17 protein-coding genes are annotated in these 21,228 nt (G+C 71.9%); 14 read left to right on the top strand and 3 right to left on the bottom strand.

The features are described from left to right. Nucleotides 1–140 precede the first annotated feature (140 nt). The 4 genes from argH to L3078_RS08900 all read left to right on the top strand — a co-directional run bounded on the left by argH (nucleotide 141) and on the right by L3078_RS08900 (nucleotide 5,047). Nucleotides 141–1,571, top strand: coding sequence for an argininosuccinate lyase (gene argH, locus L3078_RS08915; protein ID WP_239752550.1), 1,431 nt, complete (start codon nucleotides 141–143; stop codon nucleotides 1,569–1,571). 272 nt (nucleotides 1,572–1,843) lie between these two features. Then, nucleotides 1,844–2,815 carry an aldo/keto reductase gene (locus L3078_RS08910; RefSeq protein WP_239752539.1) on the top strand — a complete coding sequence of 324 codons (972 nt, stop codon included), beginning with the start codon at nucleotides 1,844–1,846 and terminating at the stop codon, nucleotides 2,813–2,815. Between the two features lie 109 nt (nucleotides 2,816–2,924). Further along, entirely contained in the window at nucleotides 2,925–3,527 is a 603-nt protein-coding gene (locus L3078_RS08905) for a TetR/AcrR family transcriptional regulator (protein ID WP_239752513.1), read from the top strand. Next, nucleotides 3,524–5,047 (top strand): MFS transporter, encoded by a 1,524-nt coding sequence (locus L3078_RS08900; protein WP_239752512.1) that lies wholly within the window; start codon nucleotides 3,524–3,526, stop codon nucleotides 5,045–5,047. Before L3078_RS08905 ends, L3078_RS08900 begins: the two co-directional genes overlap by 4 nt. 219 nt (nucleotides 5,048–5,266) lie before the next feature. Here L3078_RS08900 and L3078_RS08895 read toward each other — a convergent pair whose 3' ends face one another. Next, entirely contained in the window at nucleotides 5,267–5,941 is a 675-nt protein-coding gene (locus L3078_RS08895) for a lysophospholipid acyltransferase family protein (protein WP_239752511.1), read from the bottom strand. Nucleotides 5,942–6,271: 330 nt separating this feature from the next. Between L3078_RS08895 and L3078_RS08890 the strand changes: the two genes are divergently transcribed. The 3 genes from L3078_RS08890 to L3078_RS08880 all read left to right on the top strand — a co-directional run bounded on the left by L3078_RS08890 (nucleotide 6,272) and on the right by L3078_RS08880 (nucleotide 8,640). Continuing rightward, a complete protein-coding gene (locus L3078_RS08890; protein WP_239752510.1) occupies nucleotides 6,272–7,483 on the top strand; it encodes a glycerophosphodiester phosphodiesterase in 1,212 nt (403 codons plus the stop codon). 107 nt (nucleotides 7,484–7,590) lie between these two features. Continuing rightward, complete coding sequence (locus L3078_RS08885; RefSeq protein ID WP_239752509.1) at nucleotides 7,591–8,097, top strand: RNA polymerase sigma factor; 507 nt, start codon at nucleotides 7,591–7,593, stop codon at nucleotides 8,095–8,097. A gap of 45 nt (nucleotides 8,098–8,142) precedes the next feature. Then, nucleotides 8,143–8,640, top strand: a complete 498-nt coding sequence (locus tag L3078_RS08880; protein ID WP_239752508.1) for a GNAT family N-acetyltransferase — start codon at nucleotides 8,143–8,145, stop codon at nucleotides 8,638–8,640. 16 nt (nucleotides 8,641–8,656) lie between these two features. On the opposite strand, the gene L3078_RS08875 is transcribed toward L3078_RS08880, so the two are convergent. Next, entirely contained in the window at nucleotides 8,657–9,088 is a 432-nt protein-coding gene (locus L3078_RS08875; protein ID WP_239752507.1) for a hypothetical protein, read from the bottom strand. Nucleotide 9,089: 1 nt separating this feature from the next. Continuing rightward, entirely contained in the window at nucleotides 9,090–9,449 is a 360-nt protein-coding gene (locus L3078_RS08870) for a hypothetical protein (RefSeq protein ID WP_239752506.1), read from the bottom strand. A 452-nt stretch (nucleotides 9,450–9,901) separates the two neighbouring features. Here L3078_RS08870 and L3078_RS08865 point away from each other — a divergent pair, with 452 nt between their 5' ends. The 7 genes from L3078_RS08865 (at nucleotide 9,902) to cobA (ending at nucleotide 21,186) form a co-directional block, all read left to right on the top strand. Next, the gene (locus L3078_RS08865; protein ID WP_239752505.1) at nucleotides 9,902–10,969 is read left to right on the top strand and encodes a methionine ABC transporter ATP-binding protein; all 1,068 of its coding nucleotides are present in this window, start codon (nucleotides 9,902–9,904) and stop codon (nucleotides 10,967–10,969) included. After that, nucleotides 10,966–11,703, top strand: a complete 738-nt coding sequence (locus L3078_RS08860; RefSeq protein WP_239752504.1) for a methionine ABC transporter permease — start codon at nucleotides 10,966–10,968, stop codon at nucleotides 11,701–11,703. Before L3078_RS08865 ends, L3078_RS08860 begins: the two co-directional genes overlap by 4 nt. 75 nt (nucleotides 11,704–11,778) lie before the next feature. Then, nucleotides 11,779–12,612: a MetQ/NlpA family ABC transporter substrate-binding protein gene (locus L3078_RS08855; RefSeq protein WP_239752503.1), complete on the top strand. Its 834-nt coding sequence runs from the start codon at nucleotides 11,779–11,781 to the stop codon at nucleotides 12,610–12,612. Between the two features lie 192 nt (nucleotides 12,613–12,804). Continuing rightward, nucleotides 12,805–13,443 carry a GNAT family N-acetyltransferase gene (locus tag L3078_RS08850; protein ID WP_239752502.1) on the top strand — a complete coding sequence of 213 codons (639 nt, stop codon included), beginning with the start codon at nucleotides 12,805–12,807 and terminating at the stop codon, nucleotides 13,441–13,443. Between the two features lie 124 nt (nucleotides 13,444–13,567). Then, nucleotides 13,568–14,779, top strand: coding sequence for a precorrin-6y C5,15-methyltransferase (decarboxylating) subunit CbiE (cbiE, locus tag L3078_RS08845; protein WP_239752501.1), 1,212 nt, complete (start codon nucleotides 13,568–13,570; stop codon nucleotides 14,777–14,779). A 350-nt stretch (nucleotides 14,780–15,129) separates the two neighbouring features. Continuing rightward, nucleotides 15,130–19,671: a nicotinate-nucleotide--dimethylbenzimidazole phosphoribosyltransferase gene (gene cobT, locus L3078_RS08840; RefSeq protein WP_239752500.1), complete on the top strand. Its 4,542-nt coding sequence runs from the start codon at nucleotides 15,130–15,132 to the stop codon at nucleotides 19,669–19,671. A gap of 282 nt (nucleotides 19,672–19,953) precedes the next feature. Beyond that, a complete protein-coding gene (cobA, locus tag L3078_RS08835) occupies nucleotides 19,954–21,186 on the top strand; it encodes a uroporphyrinogen-III C-methyltransferase (protein WP_239752499.1) in 1,233 nt (410 codons plus the stop codon). Nucleotides 21,187–21,228: the final 42 nt, after the last annotated feature.

Raw genomic sequence — 21,228 nt, 5'->3', positions numbered from 1 at the left:
GAGTTACGTGAAAGCGGTTTCGTTTGTTCAAAGGTTTCTCGGCGTCTCTCAAACTTCTCTCAGATTGACGATTCATGCAGAGTTCTGCATACTCATGCATGGCAGTGAACGCAGTAAGCGGAGATCTAGGAGCAACGCGAGTGAGCAGCAACAGCGGTGACGTACGGCTCTGGGGCGCCCGTTTCGCCGACGGTCCCGCCGAGGCCCTGGCGAAGCTGTCCGCGTCCGTCCACTTCGACTGGCGGCTGGCCCCGTACGACATCGCGGGCTCCCGCGCCCACGCGCGCGTGCTGCACAAGGCGGGCCTGCTCACCGAGGACGAGCTGTCCCGGATGATCGCGGGCCTCGACCAGCTCGAAACGGACGTGGCCTCGGGCGCGTTCGTCGGCACCGTCGCCGACGAGGACGTGCACACCGCCCTGGAGCGCGGTCTCCTGGAGCGTCTCGGCCCGGACCTGGGCGGCAAGCTGCGCGCCGGCCGGTCCCGGAACGACCAGGTCGCGACCCTCTTCCGGATGTACCTGCGGGACCACGCCCGTACGATCGGCGGCTTGATCGCCGACCTCCAGGACGCGCTGATCGGCCTGGCGGAGGCCCACCCGGACGTGGCCATGCCCGGCCGCACCCACCTCCAGCACGCGCAGCCGGTGCTCTTCGCCCACCACGTCCTCGCCCACGTGCAGTCCCTCTCCCGGGACGCCGAGCGGCTGCGCCAGTGGGACGAGCGCACCGCGGTCTCCCCGTACGGCTCGGGCGCCCTGGCCGGTTCCTCCCTCGGCCTGGACCCGGAGGCGGTCGCCAAGGACCTCGGCTTCGAGCACGGCAGCTCGGCGAACTCCATCGACGGCACCGCGTCCCGCGACTTCGTCGCCGAGTTCGCCTTCGTCACCGCGATGATCGGGGTGAACCTCTCCCGGATCGCCGAGGAGGTCATCATCTGGAACACGAAGGAGTTCTCCTTCGTGACCCTCCACGACGCGTTCTCGACGGGCTCGTCGATCATGCCGCAGAAGAAGAACCCGGACATCGCGGAGCTTGCGCGGGGCAAGTCCGGCCGCCTGATCGGCAACCTGACGGGCCTGATGGCGACGTTGAAGGCCCTCCCCCTGGCCTACAACCGCGACCTCCAGGAGGACAAGGAGCCGGTCTTCGACTCGATCGACCAGCTGGAGGTCCTCCTCCCCGCGTTCACCGGCATGATGGCCACCCTCACCGTCCACCGCGAGCGCATGGAGGAACTGGCCCCGGCCGGCTTCTCCCTCGCCACCGACATCGCCGAGTGGCTGGTCAAGCAGGGCGTCCCCTTCCGGGTCGCCCACGAGGTCGCCGGCGAGTGCGTCAAGGCCGCCGAGGCCGAGAACAAGGAACTGAACGACCTGACGGACGACCAGTTCGCCAAGATCTCCTCCCACCTCACCCCCGAGGTCCGCACCGTCCTGAACGTCCCGGGCGCCCTCGCCTCCCGCAACGGCCGAGGAGGCACGGCCCCGAGCGCGGTCGCGACCCAACTGGCGGACATCAAGCAGGACGTGACGGCCCAGCACGCCTGGGCAAACGCCAAGAAGAGCTGACCCACCCGCCCCTGGAAAAAGCCGGGGCGCAGCCCCGCTTTTTCCAGGGGCGCGGGGAACTGCGCGAGAAGCCCCACCGGACGGACGCTTGGGGGTCGAAGGGGCGCAGCCCCTGAAGGATGGGACGGGTAGGGGCGGCGGGGGCGAAAATCCCCGGGAGGCCCGCCCCCGCCCCCTCACCCGCCACTCACCCCACCCCACAACACAACAAAGGTCATCCCGGGTTACGTTGGCTCAGGAACCGCAAGGAGCCGACCCGAACGGAGCCCGCGATGCCCTTCGCCCGACTGGCCGCAGCGACCACCCCCACCTGCCACATCGGCTTCGGTCTGGCCGCGGTCGCCCGCCCCGGCTACATCACCCTCGGCCGCGACGCCGACCTCGGAGAGACCCGCACCGTCGAAGCCCTCCGCACCCGCACCCACGAACTCCTCGACGCCGCCTACGCCCAGGGCGTCCGCTACTTCGACGCGGCCCGCTCCTACGGCCGCTCCGAGGAGTTCCTCGCCGACTGGCTCCGCACTCGCCCCGGCCTCGACGACGTGGTCATCGGCAGCAAATGGGGCTACACCTACACCGCCGACTGGACCACCGACGCCGAGAAGCACGAGGTCAAGGACCACAGCCTCCCCACGTACGAGCGGCAGCGCGCCGAGACCGCCGAGCTGCTCGGCGACCGGCTCGACCTCTACCAGATCCACTCGGTGACCCCGGACAGTCCGGCCCTCACCGACAAGGAACTCCACGCCAGGCTGGCGGAGGCGGCCGCCCAGGGCGTCACCGTTGGCTTCTCCACCAGCGGCCCGGCCCAGGCGGACGCCATCCGCACCGCCCTCACCGTGACCGTCGACGGCGAACCCCTCTTCCGTACCGTCCAGTCGACGTACAACGCGCTGGAGACCTCCGCCGCCCCCGCCCTCGCCGAGGCGCACGACGCCGGTCTGACCGTGATCGTCAAGGAGGGCATGGCCAACGGCCGCCTGGCAGGTCCGCACGCCCCGGACGAGCTCAGGGCCGTCGCCGAACGGACGGGCCTCGGCTGCGACGCGGTCGCCCTCGCGGTGGTCCTGCGCCAGCCGTGGGCCGGAGTCGTCCTCTCCGGCGCCGCCACCACCAACCAGCTCGCCTCCAACCTGCACGCGGCGGTCGTCGACCTCGACGACGACGAACTGGCCCGCCTCGCGGACCTCGCCGAGGACCCGCGGACGTACTGGGAGAAGCGCGGCAGCCTGCCCTGGCACTGACCGCACGGAGGGAACCCGCGACCAGCGGAAGGAGCCGCTGAACCCACAGCCATGAGACACCGATGCCCTCGATGAGACAAAAATGTCTCATGTGGGCTATGGTTGTCTCATGGCCGTCGACCGTGAACACGTGCTGCGCAGCGCAGCCGCCCTGCTGACCCGCAAGTCCACCGCGACCATGGACGAGGTCGCCAAGGCCGCCGGGATCAGCCGGGCCACGCTGCACCGCCACTTCGCCGGGCGCGACGCGCTCGTCCGGGCGCTGGAGGCGCTCGGCATCGAGGAGTGCGAGGCCGCGCTGGCCGCGGCCCGCCCGGCCGAGGGCCTGGCGCGTGACGCCGTACGCCGGCTGGTGCGCGAGATCGAACCGGCCGCGGGCCTGCTCGCCTTCCTCTACACCGAGAACCAGCTGTTCGAGGGCGAGGGGCAGCACGAGGGCTGGGCCCGGATCGACGCCGCCATCGCGACCCTGTTCAAACGCGGCCAGGCGGCGGGCGAGTTCCGTATCGACCTCACCCCGGCCTGGCTCACCGAAGCGCTCTACGGCCTGCTGGCCTCCGGCGCGTGGGCCGTCTCGGAGGGCCGCGTGGCTCCCAACGACTTCACCTTCATGATCACCGAACTGCTGCTCGGCGGCGCCCTGCGCCACCCCGAACACCCCAGTCACCCCGAACACCCCAGCCACCCCGAAGACCCGAGAGAGGAATCATGACCAGCACCCTGCGGCCGGCCCGCACCGTCGAGGCGGAGAAGAGGCCGGGCCGCTGGCTCGCGCTCGCCGTCCTGGTGCTCGCTGTGCTGCTGGTGGCCGTCGACGCGACCGTCCTCGGTCTCGCGACCCCCTACATCAGTGAGGACCTGGCGCCCTCGGGCACCCAGCTCCTGTGGATCGGTGACATCTACTCGTTCGTCATCGCGGGCCTGCTCGTCTCGGCCGGCAGCCTCGGCGACCGCATCGGCCGCAAGAAGCTCCTGCTGATCGGCGCCACCGCGTTCGGCGCGATATCCGTGCTCAACGCCTATGCGACGACGCCCGAGACGATGATCGTCGCGCGGGCACTGCTCGGTGTCGCGGGCGCGACCCTGATGCCCGCCACGCTCGCCCTGATCCGCAACCTCTTCCACGACCCGCGCGAACGCAGCCTCGCCATCGGCGTATGGGGCGCCACGGCCTCCGCCGGTACGGCCGTCGGCCCGGTCGTCGGCGGCTTCCTGCTCGAACACTTCTGGTGGGGCTCGGTCTTCCTCATCAACCTGCCCGTGATGGCCGTCCTGGTCCTCGTCGGCATCAAGCTGCTCCCCGAGTCCCGCCACCCGAACCCGGGCCCGTGGGACATGCCCAGCGTCGGCCTGTCGTTGGTCGGCATGATCGGTGTCGTGTACGCGGTGAAGGAGACCGCCACCCACGGCGTCGACGGCAACGCGCTCGCCGCCGGCCTATTCGGTGTCGCCGGGCTGTTCTTCTTCGTACGCCGTCAGCTCACCCTGCCGCACCCGTTGCTGGACATGCGCCTGTTCCGCAACCGGGGCTTCTCCGGAGCCGTCCTCGCCGACCTGCTGACCATCCTCGGCCTGTCCGGCCTGGTCTTCTTCCTCTCCCAGTTCCTGCAACTGGTCCAGGGCAGGCGTCCGTTGGAGGCGGGCCTCGCGGAACTCCCGGCGGCGATCGGAGCGGTGGCCGCGGGGCTGATCGCCGGAGCCGCCGCCCGCCGCTTCTCCGTCCGCTCCGTAGTAGCGGGCGGCCTCGCGGCCATCGGTCTGGCCCTCGCCCTGCTCACCCTGGTCGACCGCTCCACCGGCTACCCGCTGATCGGCGTCGCCCTGCTGGTCGTCGGCATCGGCGCAGGCTTCTCCTTCACCGTCACCGCCGACGTCATCCTCTCCAGCGTCCCCAAGGAACAGGCGGGTTCTGCCTCGGCGGTCTCCGAAACGGCCTACGAGCTGGGCGCGGCCCTGGGCATCGCGGTCCTGGGCTCGATCGTGACGGGCGTGTACCGCGACTTCACGGCACCGGCGGGCACCCCGGAAGGGGCATACGAGTCACTGGGTGGCGCGGTCGACGCGGCGGGACGAATGCCGTCGGACACGGCCCAGGCCATGCTGACCTCCGCGAGGGAGTCCTTCGTGGAAGGCCTCACGACAGCGGCGGGCGCAGGCGCGGCCGTCCTCCTGGCCACCGCAGCAGCGGCCTGGTTCATGCTGCGCGACCAACACCTGGAAAACGCCGCTTAGCCCAGCACCCCCAGGGGCGCGAGGAACGGCGCGACCAGCCCCCACCAACCCGCACTCGACAAACAACCGAAACCTGGCACCCCCCGCTGCCGGCGCTCGCAGAGCCCTCGCTCAGCGACAACGGGCCCAGGGGCGCGGGGAACTGCGCGACCAGCCCCCACCGCCCCGCACCCGACCAACAACCGAACCCGGCACCCCCAGCGGAGCGCCGCCGCGGAGCTAGGCCGCTTCCTTGGCCTTGGATGCGTACATGTCCACGTACTCCTGCCCCGACAACCGCATCACCTCGGCCATCACGGAATCGGTCACCGCCCGCAGCACATACCGGTCCCGATCCATCCCCTCGTACCGGGAGAACTCCATCGCCTCACCGAACCGCACGGTGACCCGCCCCGGCCGGGGCACCCCCGCCCCGCCCGGCTGGATCTTGTCCGTCCCGATCATCGCGAACGGCACGACCGGCGCCCCGGTCATCAGCGTCAGCCGGGCGATCCCGGTCCGCCCCCGGTACAGCCGGCCGTCGGGCGACCGCGTCCCCTCGGGGTAGATCCCGAACACCTTGCCCTCGTCCAGGATCCGCCGCCCGGTCATCAGGGCGGCGACCCCGCCCCGCCCGCCGTCGCGGTCGACGGGGATCATGCCGACCCCGGTGAAGAACCAGGCCATCAGACGGCCCTTGATCCCCTTGCCGGTGACGTACTCGTCCTTGCCGATGAAGAAGACCTGCCGGTCGCAGACCAGCGGCAGGACCATCGAGTCGATGAAGGTCAGATGGTTGCCGGCGAGGATCACCGGACCGTCCCCCGGAATGTGCTCAGCGCCTTCCACCCGAGGGCGGAACATCAGGCGCATGATCGGTCCGAGCACTGCCTTGATGAGCGCGAAGCGGGACAACGGGCCCTCCCATGTCAAGCGTTCCGGTACAAGTCTGTGCAGGTGAGGACGATACTCCCGCCTCATGGCGCGGCGCACGTCGGGTTCACCGAGTGGATACCAACTGTTGACGCTGTTTTACCTGCGGTGACGCGCTGATGGCGGGTTGTCACCCGGCGCGTCATGTGACGGACATCGCGTCACCGAACCGACACTCCGTCAAATTCCGCCTCCCGGGCGACACAAGGCGTCTTCCGCGTGTTCGGTCCCAGGTCTCCCAACGGTCACCTCGGGACACCTACGATCGTCCCGCTTTGACAGGTGCAGGGCATCACGGTGGAGGAGCCGGTCATGGGGACGCAGGAGCCGCGGCAGTCGCAGGACGCGAAGGACGCGAACGAACAGGGCCGCGGAACGGGCCGACGTGCACTGCTCGGCGCCGCGGTGCTCGGCGCGGGCGGAGCGGTCCTCGGACTGCCGGCCGCGGCGAGAGCCGACGAGGCCACGGCGGACGCCAGGTCGGCCGGCCACTCGGGCGGCGGCTACCGGAGCCTGCCGGTGCCGACGGTCATCGCGCACCGAGGGGCCAGCGGCTACCGCCCGGAGCACACGCTCGGCTCGTACCAGCTCGCCCTCGACATGGGCGCGCACGTCATCGAGCAGGACCTCGTGCCCACCAAGGACGGCCATCTCGTATGCCGTCACGAGAACGACATCACCGGCACGACCGACGTCGCGGTCCACCCCGAGTTCGCCGACCGGAAGACCACCAAGGTCGTCGACGGCGTCACCTACACCGGCTGGTTCACCGAGGACTTCACCCTCGCCGAGCTGAAGACGCTGCGCGCCAAGGAGCGCATCCCGGGCAACCGGCAGGAGAACACCCTCTACGACGGCCGCTGGGAGATCCCCTCCTTCGAGGAGGTGCTGCGCTGGGCCGACAAGGAGGGCCGGAAGCGGGGCAGGCGCGTCTGGCTGCACGTCGAGACCAAGCACCCCACCTACTTCCGCAAGCTGGGCCTGGGCCTCGAGGAGCCGCTCGCCAAGCTGCTGCGCAAGTACGACCGGCACAAGAAGAACTCGCCGGTCTTCCTCCAGTCGTTCGAGCCGAGCAGCATCCAGCGGCTGAACCGGCTGGTGGACAGCCCTCTCGTCGTCCTGCTGTCCGGCGCCGCCACCCGCCCCTGGGACTTCGTCGAGGCCGGCGACCCGCGCACCGTCGCCGACCTGGTCAAGCCGGCCGGACTCGCCTGGATCGCCTCGTACGCCAACGGCATCGGCCCCACGCTGGACCTGATCATCCCGCGCGACTCGGGCGGCAACCTCACCACGCCGACCACCCTCGTCGCCGACGCGCACGCCAAGGGCCTGATCCTGCACCCCTACACGATGCGCAACGAGAACAGCTTCCTGCCCGCGAACTTCCGCAAGGGCACGGACGCCAACGCCTACGGCGACGCCTTCGGCGCGTTCAAGGTGTACTTCGACACCGGCATCGACGGCATCTTCACCGACAACCCGGACACCGGTCTGCTGGCCCACGCGGACTTCGTCGGCGACTGACGAACGGCACGGGGGTTCGAACGTCAACGGTTGAGCCCCGAGCCCCGATTGGGGTGACTCCGCTCCGCCCCGGCAACCCCTGTCGGGGCGGCGGCGTCCCGGGGCATATGACACACGACATGCTCGTCGGCCTCCGCCCCCTGCTGGTCGCGGAGGTCTCGGCGGAGGCGTACGCGGCCGGGGCCGAGGCGGGGGACCTGGAACAGGCGGTCTGGCTGCGCCTCTTGGAACGGCTCGACAGCGACGGCCCACCCGAGGACCCCGAGAGCTGGCTGCGCAGCGCCGTCCGATTCGAGGCGCGCCTCAGCCGCCGCAAGGCCCGCCTCGAACAGCCCTACGCCGCCGAGCCCGCCGACGACCGCGCGCCCGGCCCCGAGCAGCAGGCCCTCACGGCCGCCCGCCGCCGCGCGCTGTACGCGGCCGTGCGCCGACTGCCCGGCCGCTGCCCCCGTCTGCTCGCCGCCCTGCTGTCCCCGCAGGACCTCACCTACCGTGAGATCGCGGGCGAGTTGGGTATCTCACAGGGCAGCCTCGGTCCGGAACGTTCCCGATGTCTGGGATGTCTTCGCCGATTGCTGACGGCGGAGGTTGCGGCGCGCGAACCACGGGGATAGGAGTGAGGGACATCGGGTGAGCAGGTGAGCGGGAGGCGTGCACACATGGGCATGAGCGTGACCATCTCGGTGGCGACCGAGCAGGACGCCGAGCAGATCTTCAAGCTGCAGTACCTGTGCTTCCAGAGCGAGGCGGCACTGTACGGCAACTACCGCATCGATCCGCTCGTCCAGAGCCTCGACTCCGTCCGCGCGGAGGTCGCCTCGGACTGCGTGTTCGTGGCCAGGCTGGGGGACGAGGTGGTCGGTTCCGTGCGCGGCGCCCTCGACGCCGACGGCACCGCCGCCATCGGCAAACTCTGCGTCCACCCGCGTCTCCAGGGGCACGGCATCGGCGCGAGGCTCCTGCGCGCCGCCGAGTCGGCCCTCGCCGGGGAGCACGGCGCCACCAGGTTCCGCCTCAGCGCGGGCCACCGCAGCGAGGGCAACCTCCGGTTGTACCGCCGCGTCGGCTACGAGACGGTCGGCACCAGCCAGGGCCAGGACGGCGTACCCATGGTGGTGCTGGAGAAGCCGGCGGGGGCGTACGCGACGACGGCGTGAGAAGCGTGCCGCGCCCCTAACGGGGCGCCCGCGCACCCTTTCGCAGCCAGTACAGCGCCGTGATCGGCAGGATCACGGGAATGAACAGATAGCCGATCCCGTAGTCCGACCACACGGTCTTGTCCGGGAACGCCGACGGCTCCACCAGTGTCCACGTGCCCACGATCAGCACGCCCGCCAGCTCCACAGCACAACAGATCCGGGCCGCCCGCCGGGCGAACTCCCCGCCCCGCACCAGCGAGTACGTGATGAAGCCGTACACGACACCGGCGAGCGCGGACAGCGAGTACGCGAGCGGCGCGTGCTCGAACTCCGTCGAGATCTGCACGGCGGACCGCGACACGGCCCCGACGACCATCACGCCGTACAGCCACACCAGCAGTATCCCCGGCCCGCTGATGAGCCGCGCCCGCTTCTCGTCCCGAGGCCGGTCGTCCGTCGCGGTCATCTCAGCCTCCCCAGATGTCGTAGAGCCGCACCTGCAGCACGGCGAGGACCACACCGCCGGCCGCGACGGTCACGCTGCCCCAGCGGGTGCGCTCGGCCAGTGACATGAACCCGGTCACCGGGACGCAGGCGAAAGCCCCGAGGAGGTAGGAGACGAAGATCGTGGTCCCCTGCTCCGCCTTCTCCCCGCGCGCCAGCTGCACGATCCCGACGACCAGCTGGACGAGGGCCAGCACCGACACCACGGCCATGCCGATGAAGTGCCAGTCCTTGGTCGGCTGATCGCGGTACGCGGCCCAGCCGCACCACGCGGCGAGCAGAAGCGCGGCGACGGCGGTCGTCACCGTCAGGGCAACAAGCATGCCGCGACCCTATTACGGCCAAAATCCCCTGCCGCTCCCGGCCCCGGGCCGGGAAACCCCCGGGCCCGGGATCGTGGCCTTGGCCACAGCGGCGGATGCCCACAGAGTGGACGACACCCTGCTGCACCTGCGGATATGTGCCTCACGTGCGTCCGTCATACGGACAGCCCCCTCTCACCTGCTGCATACATCTGATTTACTGATCTCATGACCACGACGAGCTGCCGCATGTTTGCGACCGAGGCGACGATGACGCCCGGTGCTCGTTGTATGTGTCGAATGTGCGCCTTCTAGAAGGCCCCGCACGCCGCCGCGCGTGACGGACCGAGCCTCCCGCGCACAAGTTCTCCTCCGGTTCCATCGCCACCGCGAGAACCGTGTCGCGTCCCTGACCGCTTGCACCCGTGTCCGGGCACACCCACGCCCGCGCACTCGACAGTGACGGAAATCCAGTGATCACCACATCGGGCCTGACCAAGGTCTATCGAGGTCGTGGCCGCGAGGTCACCGCCCTCGACGGCGTCGATCTGCATGTACGCGAGGGCGAGGTGTACGGCGTGATCGGCCAGTCCGGCGCCGGCAAGTCCTCGCTCATCCGCTGCGTCAACCTGCTCGAACGCCCCACCTCCGGAACCGTGGCCGTGGCGGGCCAGGACCTCACCGCCCTGGCCGGCCGCGGTCCCCGCGCCGGCCGGCAGCTCCGGCAGGCGCGCAGCCGGATCGGCATGGTCTTCCAGCACTTCAACCTGCTCTCCTCCCGCACCGTCCAGGACAACGTCGAGCTGCCGCTCGAAATCCTCGGCAGGTCCGGCCAGGAGCGCTCCCGCAAGGCCCTGGAACTGCTCGACCTCGTGGGTCTCGCCGACAAGGCCAAGGCCTACCCGGCCCAGCTCTCCGGCGGTCAGAAGCAGCGCGTCGGCATCGCCCGCGCACTCGCCGGCGACCCGAAGGTGCTCCTCTCCGACGAGGCCACCAGCGCCCTCGACCCGGAGACCACCCGCTCGATCCTGGCGCTGCTGCGCGACCTGAACCGGCAGTTGGGCCTGACCGTCCTGCTCATCACGCACGAGATGGACGTCGTGAAGAGCGTCTGCGACTCCGCCGCCCTCATGGAGAAGGGGCGCCTCGTCGAGTCCGGCACGGTCAGCGAACTGCTCGCCACCCCGGGCTCCGAACTGGCCGCCGCGCTCTTCCCGGTGGGCGGTGAGGCCACCGGCGACGACCGCACCGTCCTCGACGTCACCTTCCAGGGCGAGGCCGCCACCCAGCCGGTCATCTCCCAGCTGTCCCGCACGTACAACATCGACATCTCGATCCTCGGCGCCGCCATCGACACCGTCGGCGGCCTCCAGATCGGCCGGATGCGCATCGAACTGCCCGGCCGCTACGAGGACAACGTGGTTCCCGTCGGCTTCCTGCGCGAACAGGGCCTCCAGATCGACGTGGTCGGCCGGGACGCCCAGGCGTCCCCACCGGCGCCCGCGCTGTCGTCCGCGCCGGTGAAGGAAGGTGCCAAGTGACCTGGTCCGAGATGCGGCCCCTGCTGGAGCAGGCCTGTTGGGACACCCTCTACATGGTCGGCTGGTCCACCCTCATCGCCGTCGTCGGCGGCCTCCCGCTCGGCATCCTGCTCGTCCTCACGGACCGGGGCGGCCTGCTGCAGAACGTCCTCGCCAACAGGGTCGTCGGGCAGATCGTGAACATCGCCCGCTCGATGCCCTTCATCATCCTGATGGTCGCGCTGATGGGCTTCACCCGCTGGGTCACCGGCTCGACCATCGGCCGTGAGGCCGCCATCGTGCCGCTCGCGATCGGCGCCATCCCGTTCTTCGCGCGCCTCGTCGAGACGGCCGTGCGCGAGGTGGACCACGGGCTGGTCGAGGCCGTGCAGGCCATGGGCGGCAACACGTGGACCGTCGTCCGCAGCGTCCTCGTCCCCGAGTCCCTGCCCTCACTGATCTCCTCCGCCACGACCACCGTCGTCGCCCTGATCGGCTACTCGGCCATGGCCGGCACCGTGGGCGCGGGCGGCCTCGGCGACATCGCCATCCGCTACGGCTACCAGCGCTTCGAGACCGAACTGATGTGGATCACCGTGGCGGTCCTCGCCGTCGTCATCTCCGCCATCCAGTTCGCCGGCGACTACGCGGCCCGCGCCCTGCACCGCCGCGGCGGCCGCTCCGGTCCCGCGCCGGCGCTCCGGCTGCTCAGGGCCAAGACCGAGCCGACCGCGCCCGAGGCCACCAAGGTCTGACCTCTCTCGGCCACCCACAGATTTCCCGTCCCACCCAAGACGGGACCGCTCCACCCAAAAGGAAAGGCACTTTTCGTGCGTAACACCGCCAAGCTCACCACCGCCGTCCTCGCCGCCGGAGCCCTCACCCTCGGGCTCACCGCCTGCGGCGCGGACAAGACCGACAGCGCGTCCGACACGAGCGGCCCACTGGTCGTCGCCGCCAACCCCACCCCGCACGCCGAGATCCTGAACTTCGTCAAGGACAACCTGGCGAAGGACGCGGGCCTCGACCTGGAGGTCAAGGAGTTCACCGACTACGTCCTGCCGAACACGGCGACCGAGGACGGCTCCGTGGACGCCAACTACTTCCAGAACCAGCCGTACCTCGACGACTTCAACAAGAAGCAGGGCACCCACATCGTGCCCGTCGTCACCGTGCACCTGGAGCCGCTCGGCCTCTACTCGAACAAGGTCAAGAGCAAGGACGACCTCAAGAGCGGCGCGACCGTCGCCGTCCCGAACGACACGGTCAACGAGGCCCGCGCCCTCAAGCTCCTGGACTCCGCCGGGATCATCACGCTCAAGGACGGCGTCGGCACCGACGCGACCCCCGCCGACATCACCGAGAACCCCAAGAAGCTCAAGTTCAAGGAGCTGGAGGCGGCCCAGACCCCGCGCTCCCTGGACGACGTCGACGCCGCGGTGATCAACGGCAACTACGCGCTGGAGGCCGACCTCTCGCCCGCCGACGACGCCCTCGCCGTCGAGCCCGCCAAGGACAACCCCAACGGCAACTTCCTCGCCGTCAAGGAGGGCAACGAGGACGACCCGCGCGTCAAGAAGCTCGCCAAGCTCCTCACCTCGGACGAGGTCAGGAAGTTCATCGAGGACAAGTGGAGCAACGGCTCCGTCATCCCGTCCTTCTGACCGCCTCCCGATCCGCCGTCTGATCGCCTTCCGATCCGTACATGATCCGACCGTACGTATACGGCGTATCGCCACGCATGGGGTCCGCTCCCTCACAGGGAGTGGACCCCTGTGGTGCGATTCAGTGCTTTCATGCTGCATGCTGGGCAGTTCAGCAGGCCCTCAAAGTTTTCGAAGGTTACGGAGCGGCGCATGACGAGCACCTTTCCCGACATCTCCATCAGCACGGATCGGTTGGTTCTGCGCCCGTTCGACGAGGACGACATCCAGGCGTTCACCGAGATGATGAACGACGAACAGGTGATGGCCTGGACCGACGTCCCGCAACCGTTCACCGAACGTGAGGCGCGTACCTGGATCACCGAGTACGCGCCCACCGAACGCACCTCCGGACGCGGACTCGACCTCGCGGTCACCGAGTTCCTCACCCAGCGCCTGGTCGGTGTCATCCAACTGACCAGGACCGACTGGCACGTCAGAGCCACGGAACTGTCGTACGTCGTCGCCCCCTGGGCGCGCGGCGAGGGCTACGCCTCCGAAGCGGCCCTCGCGACCGCCCAATGGCTGTTCCGCGAGCAGAAGTTCGAACGCATCGAGCTGCGCACCGCCGCCGACAACACCGCCTCCCAGCAGGTCGCGCAGAAGATCGGCTGTATCAGCGAGGGCGTACTGCGCAACGCCTGCATAGCGCGGGCCCGCACCGCCGAGGACGGCTGGACCGAGATCCGCACGGACTTCATCGTCTGGAGCCTGCTGCCCGAGGACATCGAGGGCGTCAGCGAGGAACTGGCCGACAGCGGTGGTTTCGGCTCCTACTCGGACTGGAACTGAACAACCCACGGGTACGCGGAGGCCGCCGCCCGGCCGCCGGGTCCCACCCCGTCACCAGGTACTCTCACGGGACCCCGAGCGGGCAATCCGACGACCTGCGAAGACCCTCTGGAGACTGACGACGATGGCCGACCGGGTCACGGTGATCGGCTGGGACGGCTCCCCCCTGACCGCCGCGGCGCGCTCCGCCCTCGCCGCCGCCACCCTGGTGGCCGGCGCCGCCCACCACCTCGCCCTGCCCGAGGTGCCCCCGGCCGCCGAACGCATCCGCCTCGGCAGTGTCGCCCTGGCCGCCCGCCGCATCGCCGGCCACCGGGGCACCGCCGTCGTCCTCGCCGACGGCGACCCGGGCTTCTTCGGCGTCGTCCGCACCCTCCGGGCCCCCGAGTTCGGCCTGGAGGTCGAGGTGGTCCCCGGCGTCTCCTCCGTGGCCGCCGCCTTCGCCCGCGCGGGCATGCCCTGGGACGACGCCCAGGTGGTCGTCGCCCACCGCCGTACGCTGCGCCGCGCGGTCAACGTGTGCCGCGCCCACGCCAAGGTCGCCGTCCTCACCTCGCCCGGCGCCGGACCCGCCGAACTCGGCCTCCTCCTCGACAGGGTTCACCGCACCTTCGTGGTCTGCGAGGAACTCGGCACGGAACGCGAGAGGGTCACCGTCCTCAGCTCCGACAAGGCCGTCGACCGCACCTGGCGCGACCCCAACCTCGTCATCGTCATCGGCGGACCCGCCACCGCCGGCGAGAACGGCGGCTGGCTCGCGGGCCGCGACCCCGGCACCGGCCCGCGCGGCTGGGCACTGCCCTCCGGTGTCTACGGCGCCGCCATGGGCGAGGGCGAGGCCGAACTGCTGCGCTCCTCCCAACTGGCCCGGCTCGGACCCCGGGTGGGCGACCTGGTGTGGGACATCGGCTCGGGCAGCGGTGCCTTCGCCACCGAGGCGGCCCGCTCCGGCGCCGCCGTCATAGCCGTCGACCGCGACCCCGAGGCCTGCGGCCGTACGACCCTCGCCGCCCGCCGCTTCGGCGTCCAGCTCCACGTGGTCCACGGCGCCGCCCCGCACGTCCTGGAGAACCTCCCCGAACCCGATGTCGTCCGCGTCGGCGGCGGGGGAGCGACGGTGGTCTCCGCCGTCGCCGACCGCCGCCCGCAGCGCATCGTCACGCACGCGCTCACCCGCCCCGCCGCCGAGCGCATCGGACGCGACCTGACCGAGCACGGGTACGAGGTCCGCTGCGAGTTCGTCCAGTCCGTCGAACTCGATACAAGGGCTTGGACGGAGAGGGAACGGAGCGTCGCGTTCCTGCTCAGCGGGAACCTGCCCGACCGTTCCCAGTGATCCGGTTGTCGTACCGGCGCGGTAGGCTGGCCGACCGTCGTACCGCACTTCGACACCCGGCACTTCGTCGGTCAATGTCCTAAAAACGCGCCCGTTTTGAGAGCGTGTGTGGTACGGCGGAACGGGGAGGACGCGCAACGTGGCGCAGTCCACAGCGGACCGTCGCGGATCAAGCTGTCGCGACGGGGGGACGACCGCGACAATGGCCCTTCAATGGCTTTGTCGACATGCAGGCGGGTCGTCACGTGCCGCTGGGCACGCACGCTCGTTCTCCACAGCAGTGGGGCGGTAGGTGCGCCGTTCCCGGGCCAGCTGGCATGGAGGCACTAACCGATGGGCGAGGGGTACGCATGACCGACACCGGCCAGGTCCCGGGCGAGGGACAGCCGGAGAGCGCAGGCATGGTGGAGCAGCCGGGCGTCCCTGCGCCGGGTGCGTACACCTACCTCTCCGAGACCGCCGCCGAGGACGAGGACCTTCTGCTGCCGGGCGCCCAGGGCGCGTGGGGCAACGAGATGCCGCCGCCCGCCCCCGAGCCCGTCGTCCAGGTCGTCCACGAGCCCGTCGTCCACGAGCCGGGCCCGCACGAGATGTCCGGCCGCGACAGCGGCGCGCACGACCTCAGCGCCGTCCGCACCCCCGTCGCGACGCCCGTCCCGCAGCCGCCGGTGGCCCGCCGCCCGCTGCACCTCGGCCCGCCGACGCCCGACGCCTCCGCCAGCCCGGTCCGCTCCCTCGCCGACCGGGGCCCCGCCGGAGCCCCCGTCCCGCCCGGTGCCGCACGCCACGCCGGTCCGGCCACCACCGGTCCGGAGTACCTCGACGTACCCCCGCAGCCCGTGTCCCAGTGGGTCGGCGCCCCGGCCCAGGCCGCCCCCGCGCCGGGAGTCGCCGCAGGGGGAGCGGCTGCAGAAACGGTCGCTCCGCAGGAGACGCCCCACTCCGTGGCCGTGGCCGAGGCACCCCTGGCGGCGCAGGCTCCGCAGACCGCGGAGACCCCGGAGGAGATCCAGGACCCCGAGGCCCTCCACCAGGCGCAGGACGCCGCCTACGCCCTGGCTCAGGAGGCGGCGGTCGCCCAGTTCCGCGCCCCCGACGTGGTCGGGACCCCGGTCGCGGCGCATCTCCAGGCCCCGGAGGTCGCGGAAGCGCCCGGTGCCGTGGAGGAGCAGCTCCCGGAGGCGGCCGAAGCGCCGGCAGCCGAGGGCGAGGCCGCGACCGCCGAGATCCCGCAGGCAGCCCAGGCGCCGGCCGCTGTCGAGGTCGAGGCCCCGCAGCCCGTCGAAGCCTTCCAGCCGGTCGAGGCACCGGTTGCCGTCGAGGCCGCTCAGGTCCAGACGCCCGCCGAAGCGCCGGTCGCCGAGCAGATCCCGGCCCCCGAGTCCGCCGTCCCGGCCCCCGAGTCCGCCGCTACGGCGTTCACGGCACCGGAGACGGCCGAGACCGGGGCCGTTGCCGCCGAGGAGGCCACCCAGGCTCCGGAGGCCGAGGCGCCGCAGCCCGAGCCGGCCGCCGCGACTGCCGGGGATCAGCCCGCCGAGGCCCAGGACCCCACCCAGGCACCCGTCCCGGCCCCTGAAGCGGCAGCGTCTCCCGCCGAGGCCGCGCAGGCACCGGACGCGACGCCCTTCCCCCCGGCAGCCCAGGACCCCGAGCCGATCGCGGCGCAGTCCGCCGCCGAGGCGCAGGACGTTCCCCAGGCCGCGCAGGAGGCGGAGACCGCCACCCCCGTCGACGACGCCGCACCGGCCCAGCCCGACGCCCTGACCGGGGCCGCCCCCGCGCAGGCCGACCCGGTGCCGCCGACTGCCGCAGATGGCGCCGAGCAGGCCCCCACCGTTCCCGAGCAGCAGACGCCGCCCACCGTGGCCGATGAGCAGGCCTCCGCCGACGTAACCGACGTACCGGACCCGCAGACCGCGACCGCCGCGCCGACCGAGGGGACCGCCACCGCGCCCCCGGCCGAGCAGATCGACGAGGTCCCACCGGCACCCGCCCCGGACACTGAGCCCGGCGCCCAGCAGTCGGAAACTCCGGCCGCCGAGGAGCCCCAGTCGGCGGAGCCGGATGCGGCCGAGGCCCTGCCCCAGGAGGCCCTCGCGGCGGAGACCGCGCAGCCCACGCCCGAGGCCCTCGCCGAGGGCGTCCAGCCGACGGAGACCGTCCAGGCGGGGCAACACCCCACGGTTCAGGACCCACAGGCCTCCGAGCCGGACGCAATTGTCGCGGACACGGTGACCCAGGCGCAGGGCCAGGACGCGACCCCTGCTCAGGACCCCGCTCAGGACCAGGTCGCGGCGGCGCAGCCCACCGGGACCCCCTCGCAGTCGGAGCCCTCCCAGCCCCTCACCCCCGACGCCATCGTCGAGCCGGGGGCCACGGATGCGGGCGCGGCAGCCCAGCCGACCGACGGAGCGAACGCCCAAGAGCCCGCCCCCGCCGACGAGTTGACCGGCGAGGCCCCGACTCCCGCCGGCCAGGCCGCCCCCACGGCCGACCCGACGCCCGTGGACGCGGCGTCTGTCGCCTCAGCCCCCGTGGACCCCTCGTCCGCCGAGCCGCTCGCCGCAGAAGCCCCTGCGGCCCCGGCCGCCCAGGCCGACGCCCCACAGGGCGCCGTCATCCAGACCCCGGCCGAGCCCGACGCCGACGCCCAACCCCTCGCGGTGACCTCCCAGGCGCCCGCGCCCGGCGCCGAGGCCGACACCGAGCAGCCGGCGAGCCGGCCCGTGCCCACCGACGGCCCCGTGCCGGTCGCCGCGCAGCCGGCCCCGAACCCGCCCCAGGGGATGGTGGTTTCGGCGCTCCCCGTGGACGGGTCGACGTCCGCCCCCGCCGAGTTCCCGGCGGCCGAGGGGCAGACGGACGCAGCCGAAGGCCCGACGGAGGGGGAGGGCGAGCACGTGGTCATGGTCCCCGCCCCGCGTGGCTCCGAGGCCGAGACGATCGTCGTACCGCGGCCGCTCGCGGCGGCGGCCGGCGCCCACCCGGACGTCGTCCAGAACGCCGAGGACCTCGACACCAGGGCCGCCGACCAGGAGGACGGCGAGACGACGGCGCCGGAAGCGGAAGCAGTGGAATCAGCAGCAGCCGAAGAGAGCACGGCCCCGGTGGACGAAGCATCCGAAGACGTGAGGGACGACGTGCGGCAGCCCGCGGGCCCGGCCGCGCCCCCCTACGACGACGCCGAGCGCGAGGCCGTCCTGAAGGTCATGCGCGAGCGCCGCGACATCCGCAACGGCTTCCGTGACGACCCGATCCCGCACGACGTGCTGCTCCGCGTCCTGGAGGCCGCCCACACGGCGCCCTCCGTCGGCCACTCGCAGCCCTGGGACTTCGTGGTCATCCGCTCGGCCGAGACCCGCCGCACGATGCACGAACTGGCCCAGCGCCAGCGCGAGGCGTACGCGAAGTCGCTGCCGAAGGGCCGGGCGAAGCAGTTCAAGGAACTGAAGATCGAGGCCATCCTCGACACCCCGGTGAACATCGTCGTCACCGCCGACCCGACCCGCGGCGGCCGCCACACCCTGGGCCGCCACACCCAGCCCCAGATGGCCCCGTACTCCTCCGCCCTCGCGGTCGAGAACCTCTGGCTCGCGGCCCGCGCCGAGGGCCTCGGCGTCGGCTGGGTCAGCTTCTTCGACGAGCGCGAGATGGTCCGCGCCCTCGGCCTGCCCGAGCACCTGGAGGTCGTGGCGTACCTGTGCGTCGGGTACGTCGACGAGTTCCCGGAGGAGCCCGAGCTGATGCAGGCGGGCTGGGCCAAGCGCCGCCCGCTGTCCTGGGTCGTACACGAGGAGACGTACGGCCGCCGCGCCCTGCCCGGCGCCGAGCCGCACGACCTGCTCGCCGAGACCGTCGCCGGCATCCGCCCGCTGGACGCCAAGGCGCTCGGCGAGGCGTGGGAGCGCCAGAAGCGCATGACGAAGCCGGCCGGCGCGCTCGGCATGCTGGAGATCATCTCCGCCCAGCTCTCCGGACTGTCCCGCCAGTGCCCGCCGCCGATCCCGGAGCCCGCGGCCGTCGCGATCTTCGCCGGTGACCACGGTGTCCACGCCCAGGGCGTCACCCCCTGGCCGCAGGAGGTGACGGCCCAGATGGTCGCCAACTTCCTCGGCGGGGGAGCGGTCTGCAACGCCTTCGCCGCCCAGGTGGGCGCCGAGGTCTGCGTCGTCGACGTGGGCGTGGCGAGCGACCTCCCGGCCACCCCGGGGCTGCTGCCGCGCAAGGTCCGCGCCGGCACGTCGGACATGACCACCGGCCCCGCGATGACCCGCGAGGAGGCCAAGCAGGCCATCGAGGTGGGCATCGAGACCGCCCGCGACCTGGTGGCGGCCGGCAACAAGGCCCTGCTCACGGGCGAGATGGGCATCGCCAACACCACGGCCTCGGCCGCCCTGATCGCCGTCTTCACCGGCGCGGACCCCGCCGAGGTCACCGGCCGGGGCACCGGCATCAACGACGAGACCCTCGCTCGCAAGACCGAGGTCGTCCGCCGGGCCATCGAACTCCACCAGCCGGACCCCGCCGACCCCATCGGCGTCCTGGCGGCCATCGGCGGCTTCGAACACGCCGCCATCGTCGGCCTCCTCCTCGGCGGCGCCTCCCTCCGTACGCCGGTGATCCTCGACGGCGTCAGCGCCGGCGCCGCCGCCCTGGTGGCCCGCGCCATCGCCCCCGAGGTCCTCGCCGCGTGCATCGCGGGCCACCGCAGCGCCGAACCGGGCCACGTCGCCGCCCTCCAGAAGCTGGGCCTGCGCCCCCTGGTCGACCTCGACCTCCGCCTTGGCGAGGGCACCGGCGCCCTCCTCGCCCTCCCGGTCGTCCAGAGCGCGGCCAGAGCGATGCACGAGGTGGCGACGTTCGACTCGGCGGGGGTCACCGAGAAGTAAAAGAAGCGAGCAGGGAGTGGAGACCGGGTCCTTCTTCGACCCGGCTCAGGCTGTGGGCAGTCGTTCCGCGGGGCGGAACGGGTGGGCACAGCCGACCACCCGCCTGCACGGTCGGGGGTCCGGGGGCAGCGCCCCCGGTTTCGGGAAGGGGTGGGCCTGGGGAAAGGAACCCCACCCACCTCAGCCACCCACCGAACCCGCAGCCTAAAATTCCACGTCAGGGCCGCTCCAAAGCCGCAGCGCCCCCACCGCACCGCCGCCAGCCCGAGGAGCCGCACCCTCATGGCCGAACACCCCGCCTACCCCGTAGGCCTCCGCCTCGCCGGCCGCCGAGTGGTCGTCATCGGCGGCGGCCAGGTCGCCCAACGCCGCCTCCCCGCCCTCATCGCGGCCGGCGCCGACATCGTCCTCGTCTCCCCGTCGGCGACCCCGTCCGTGGAGGCGATGGTGGACGCGGGCGAGCTGACCTGGGAGAAGCGCCGCTACGCGGAGGGCGACCTGGCCGAGGCCTGGTACGTCCTGATCGCCACCGGCGACCCGGAGGCGAACGCCCGCGCGTCCGCCGAGGCGGAGCGCCACCGCATCTGGTGCGTGCGCTCCGACAGCGCCGAGGAGGCCACGGCCTGGACCCCGGCGACCGGCCACAGCGAGGGCGTCACGGTCGCCGTCCTCACCGCCCGCGCCGAGGGCCGCGACCCCCGCCACACCGCCGCCATCCGCGACGCGGTCGTCGAGGGCCTGCGCGACGGCACCCTCGTCGCCCCCCACCACCGCACCCGCACCCCCGGGGTCTCCCTGGTCGGCGGCGGCCCCGGCGACCCGGACCTCATCACCGTGCGCGGCCGCCGTCTCCTCGCCGAGGCCGACGTCGTCATCGCCGACCGCCTCGGCCCCCGCGACCTCCTCGCCGAACTCCCGCCGCACGTCGAGGTGATCGACGCCGCGAAGATCCCGTACGGCCGTTTCATGGCACAGGAGGCCATCAACAACGCGCTGATCGAGCACGCCAAGCAGGGCAAGTCGGTCGTCCGTCTCAAGGGCGGTGACCCGTACGTCTTCGGCCGTGGCATGGAGGAGCTCCAGGCCCTCGCCGAGGCCGGCATCCCCTGCACGGTCGTCCCCGGCATCTCCAGCTCGATCTCCGTGCCGAGCGCGGCCGGCATCCCGGTCACCCACCGGGGCGTCGCCCACGAGTTCACCGTGGTCAGCGGCCATGTGGCCCCCGACGACGAGCGCTCCCTGGTGGACTGGCCCGCCCTTGCCCGCCTCACCGGCACCCTCGTGATCCTCATGGGCGTCGACAAGATCGGCCGGATCGCCGAGACGCTGGTGGCGAACGGCAAGTCCCCGGACACCCCGGTCGCCCTGATCCAGGAGGGCACCACGGCCGCCCAGCGCCGGGTCGACGCGACGCTCGCCACGGTCGCCGAGACCGTGCGGACGCGGGAGGTCAAGCCGCCGGCGGTCATCGTCATCGGCGAGGTCGTGAAGGTGGGGCCCGGGACGGAGGCGTGACTCCCGGGGGACGACCCCCGGACCGTAGCGGAGCGGAACCGT

The organism is Streptomyces deccanensis, assembly GCF_022385335.1.
Classification (GTDB): Bacteria; Actinomycetota; Actinomycetes; order Streptomycetales; family Streptomycetaceae; genus Streptomyces; species Streptomyces deccanensis.
The sequence above is the reverse complement of the archived record's forward strand: the minus strand, read 5'-3'. Positions and strand labels throughout refer to the sequence as shown.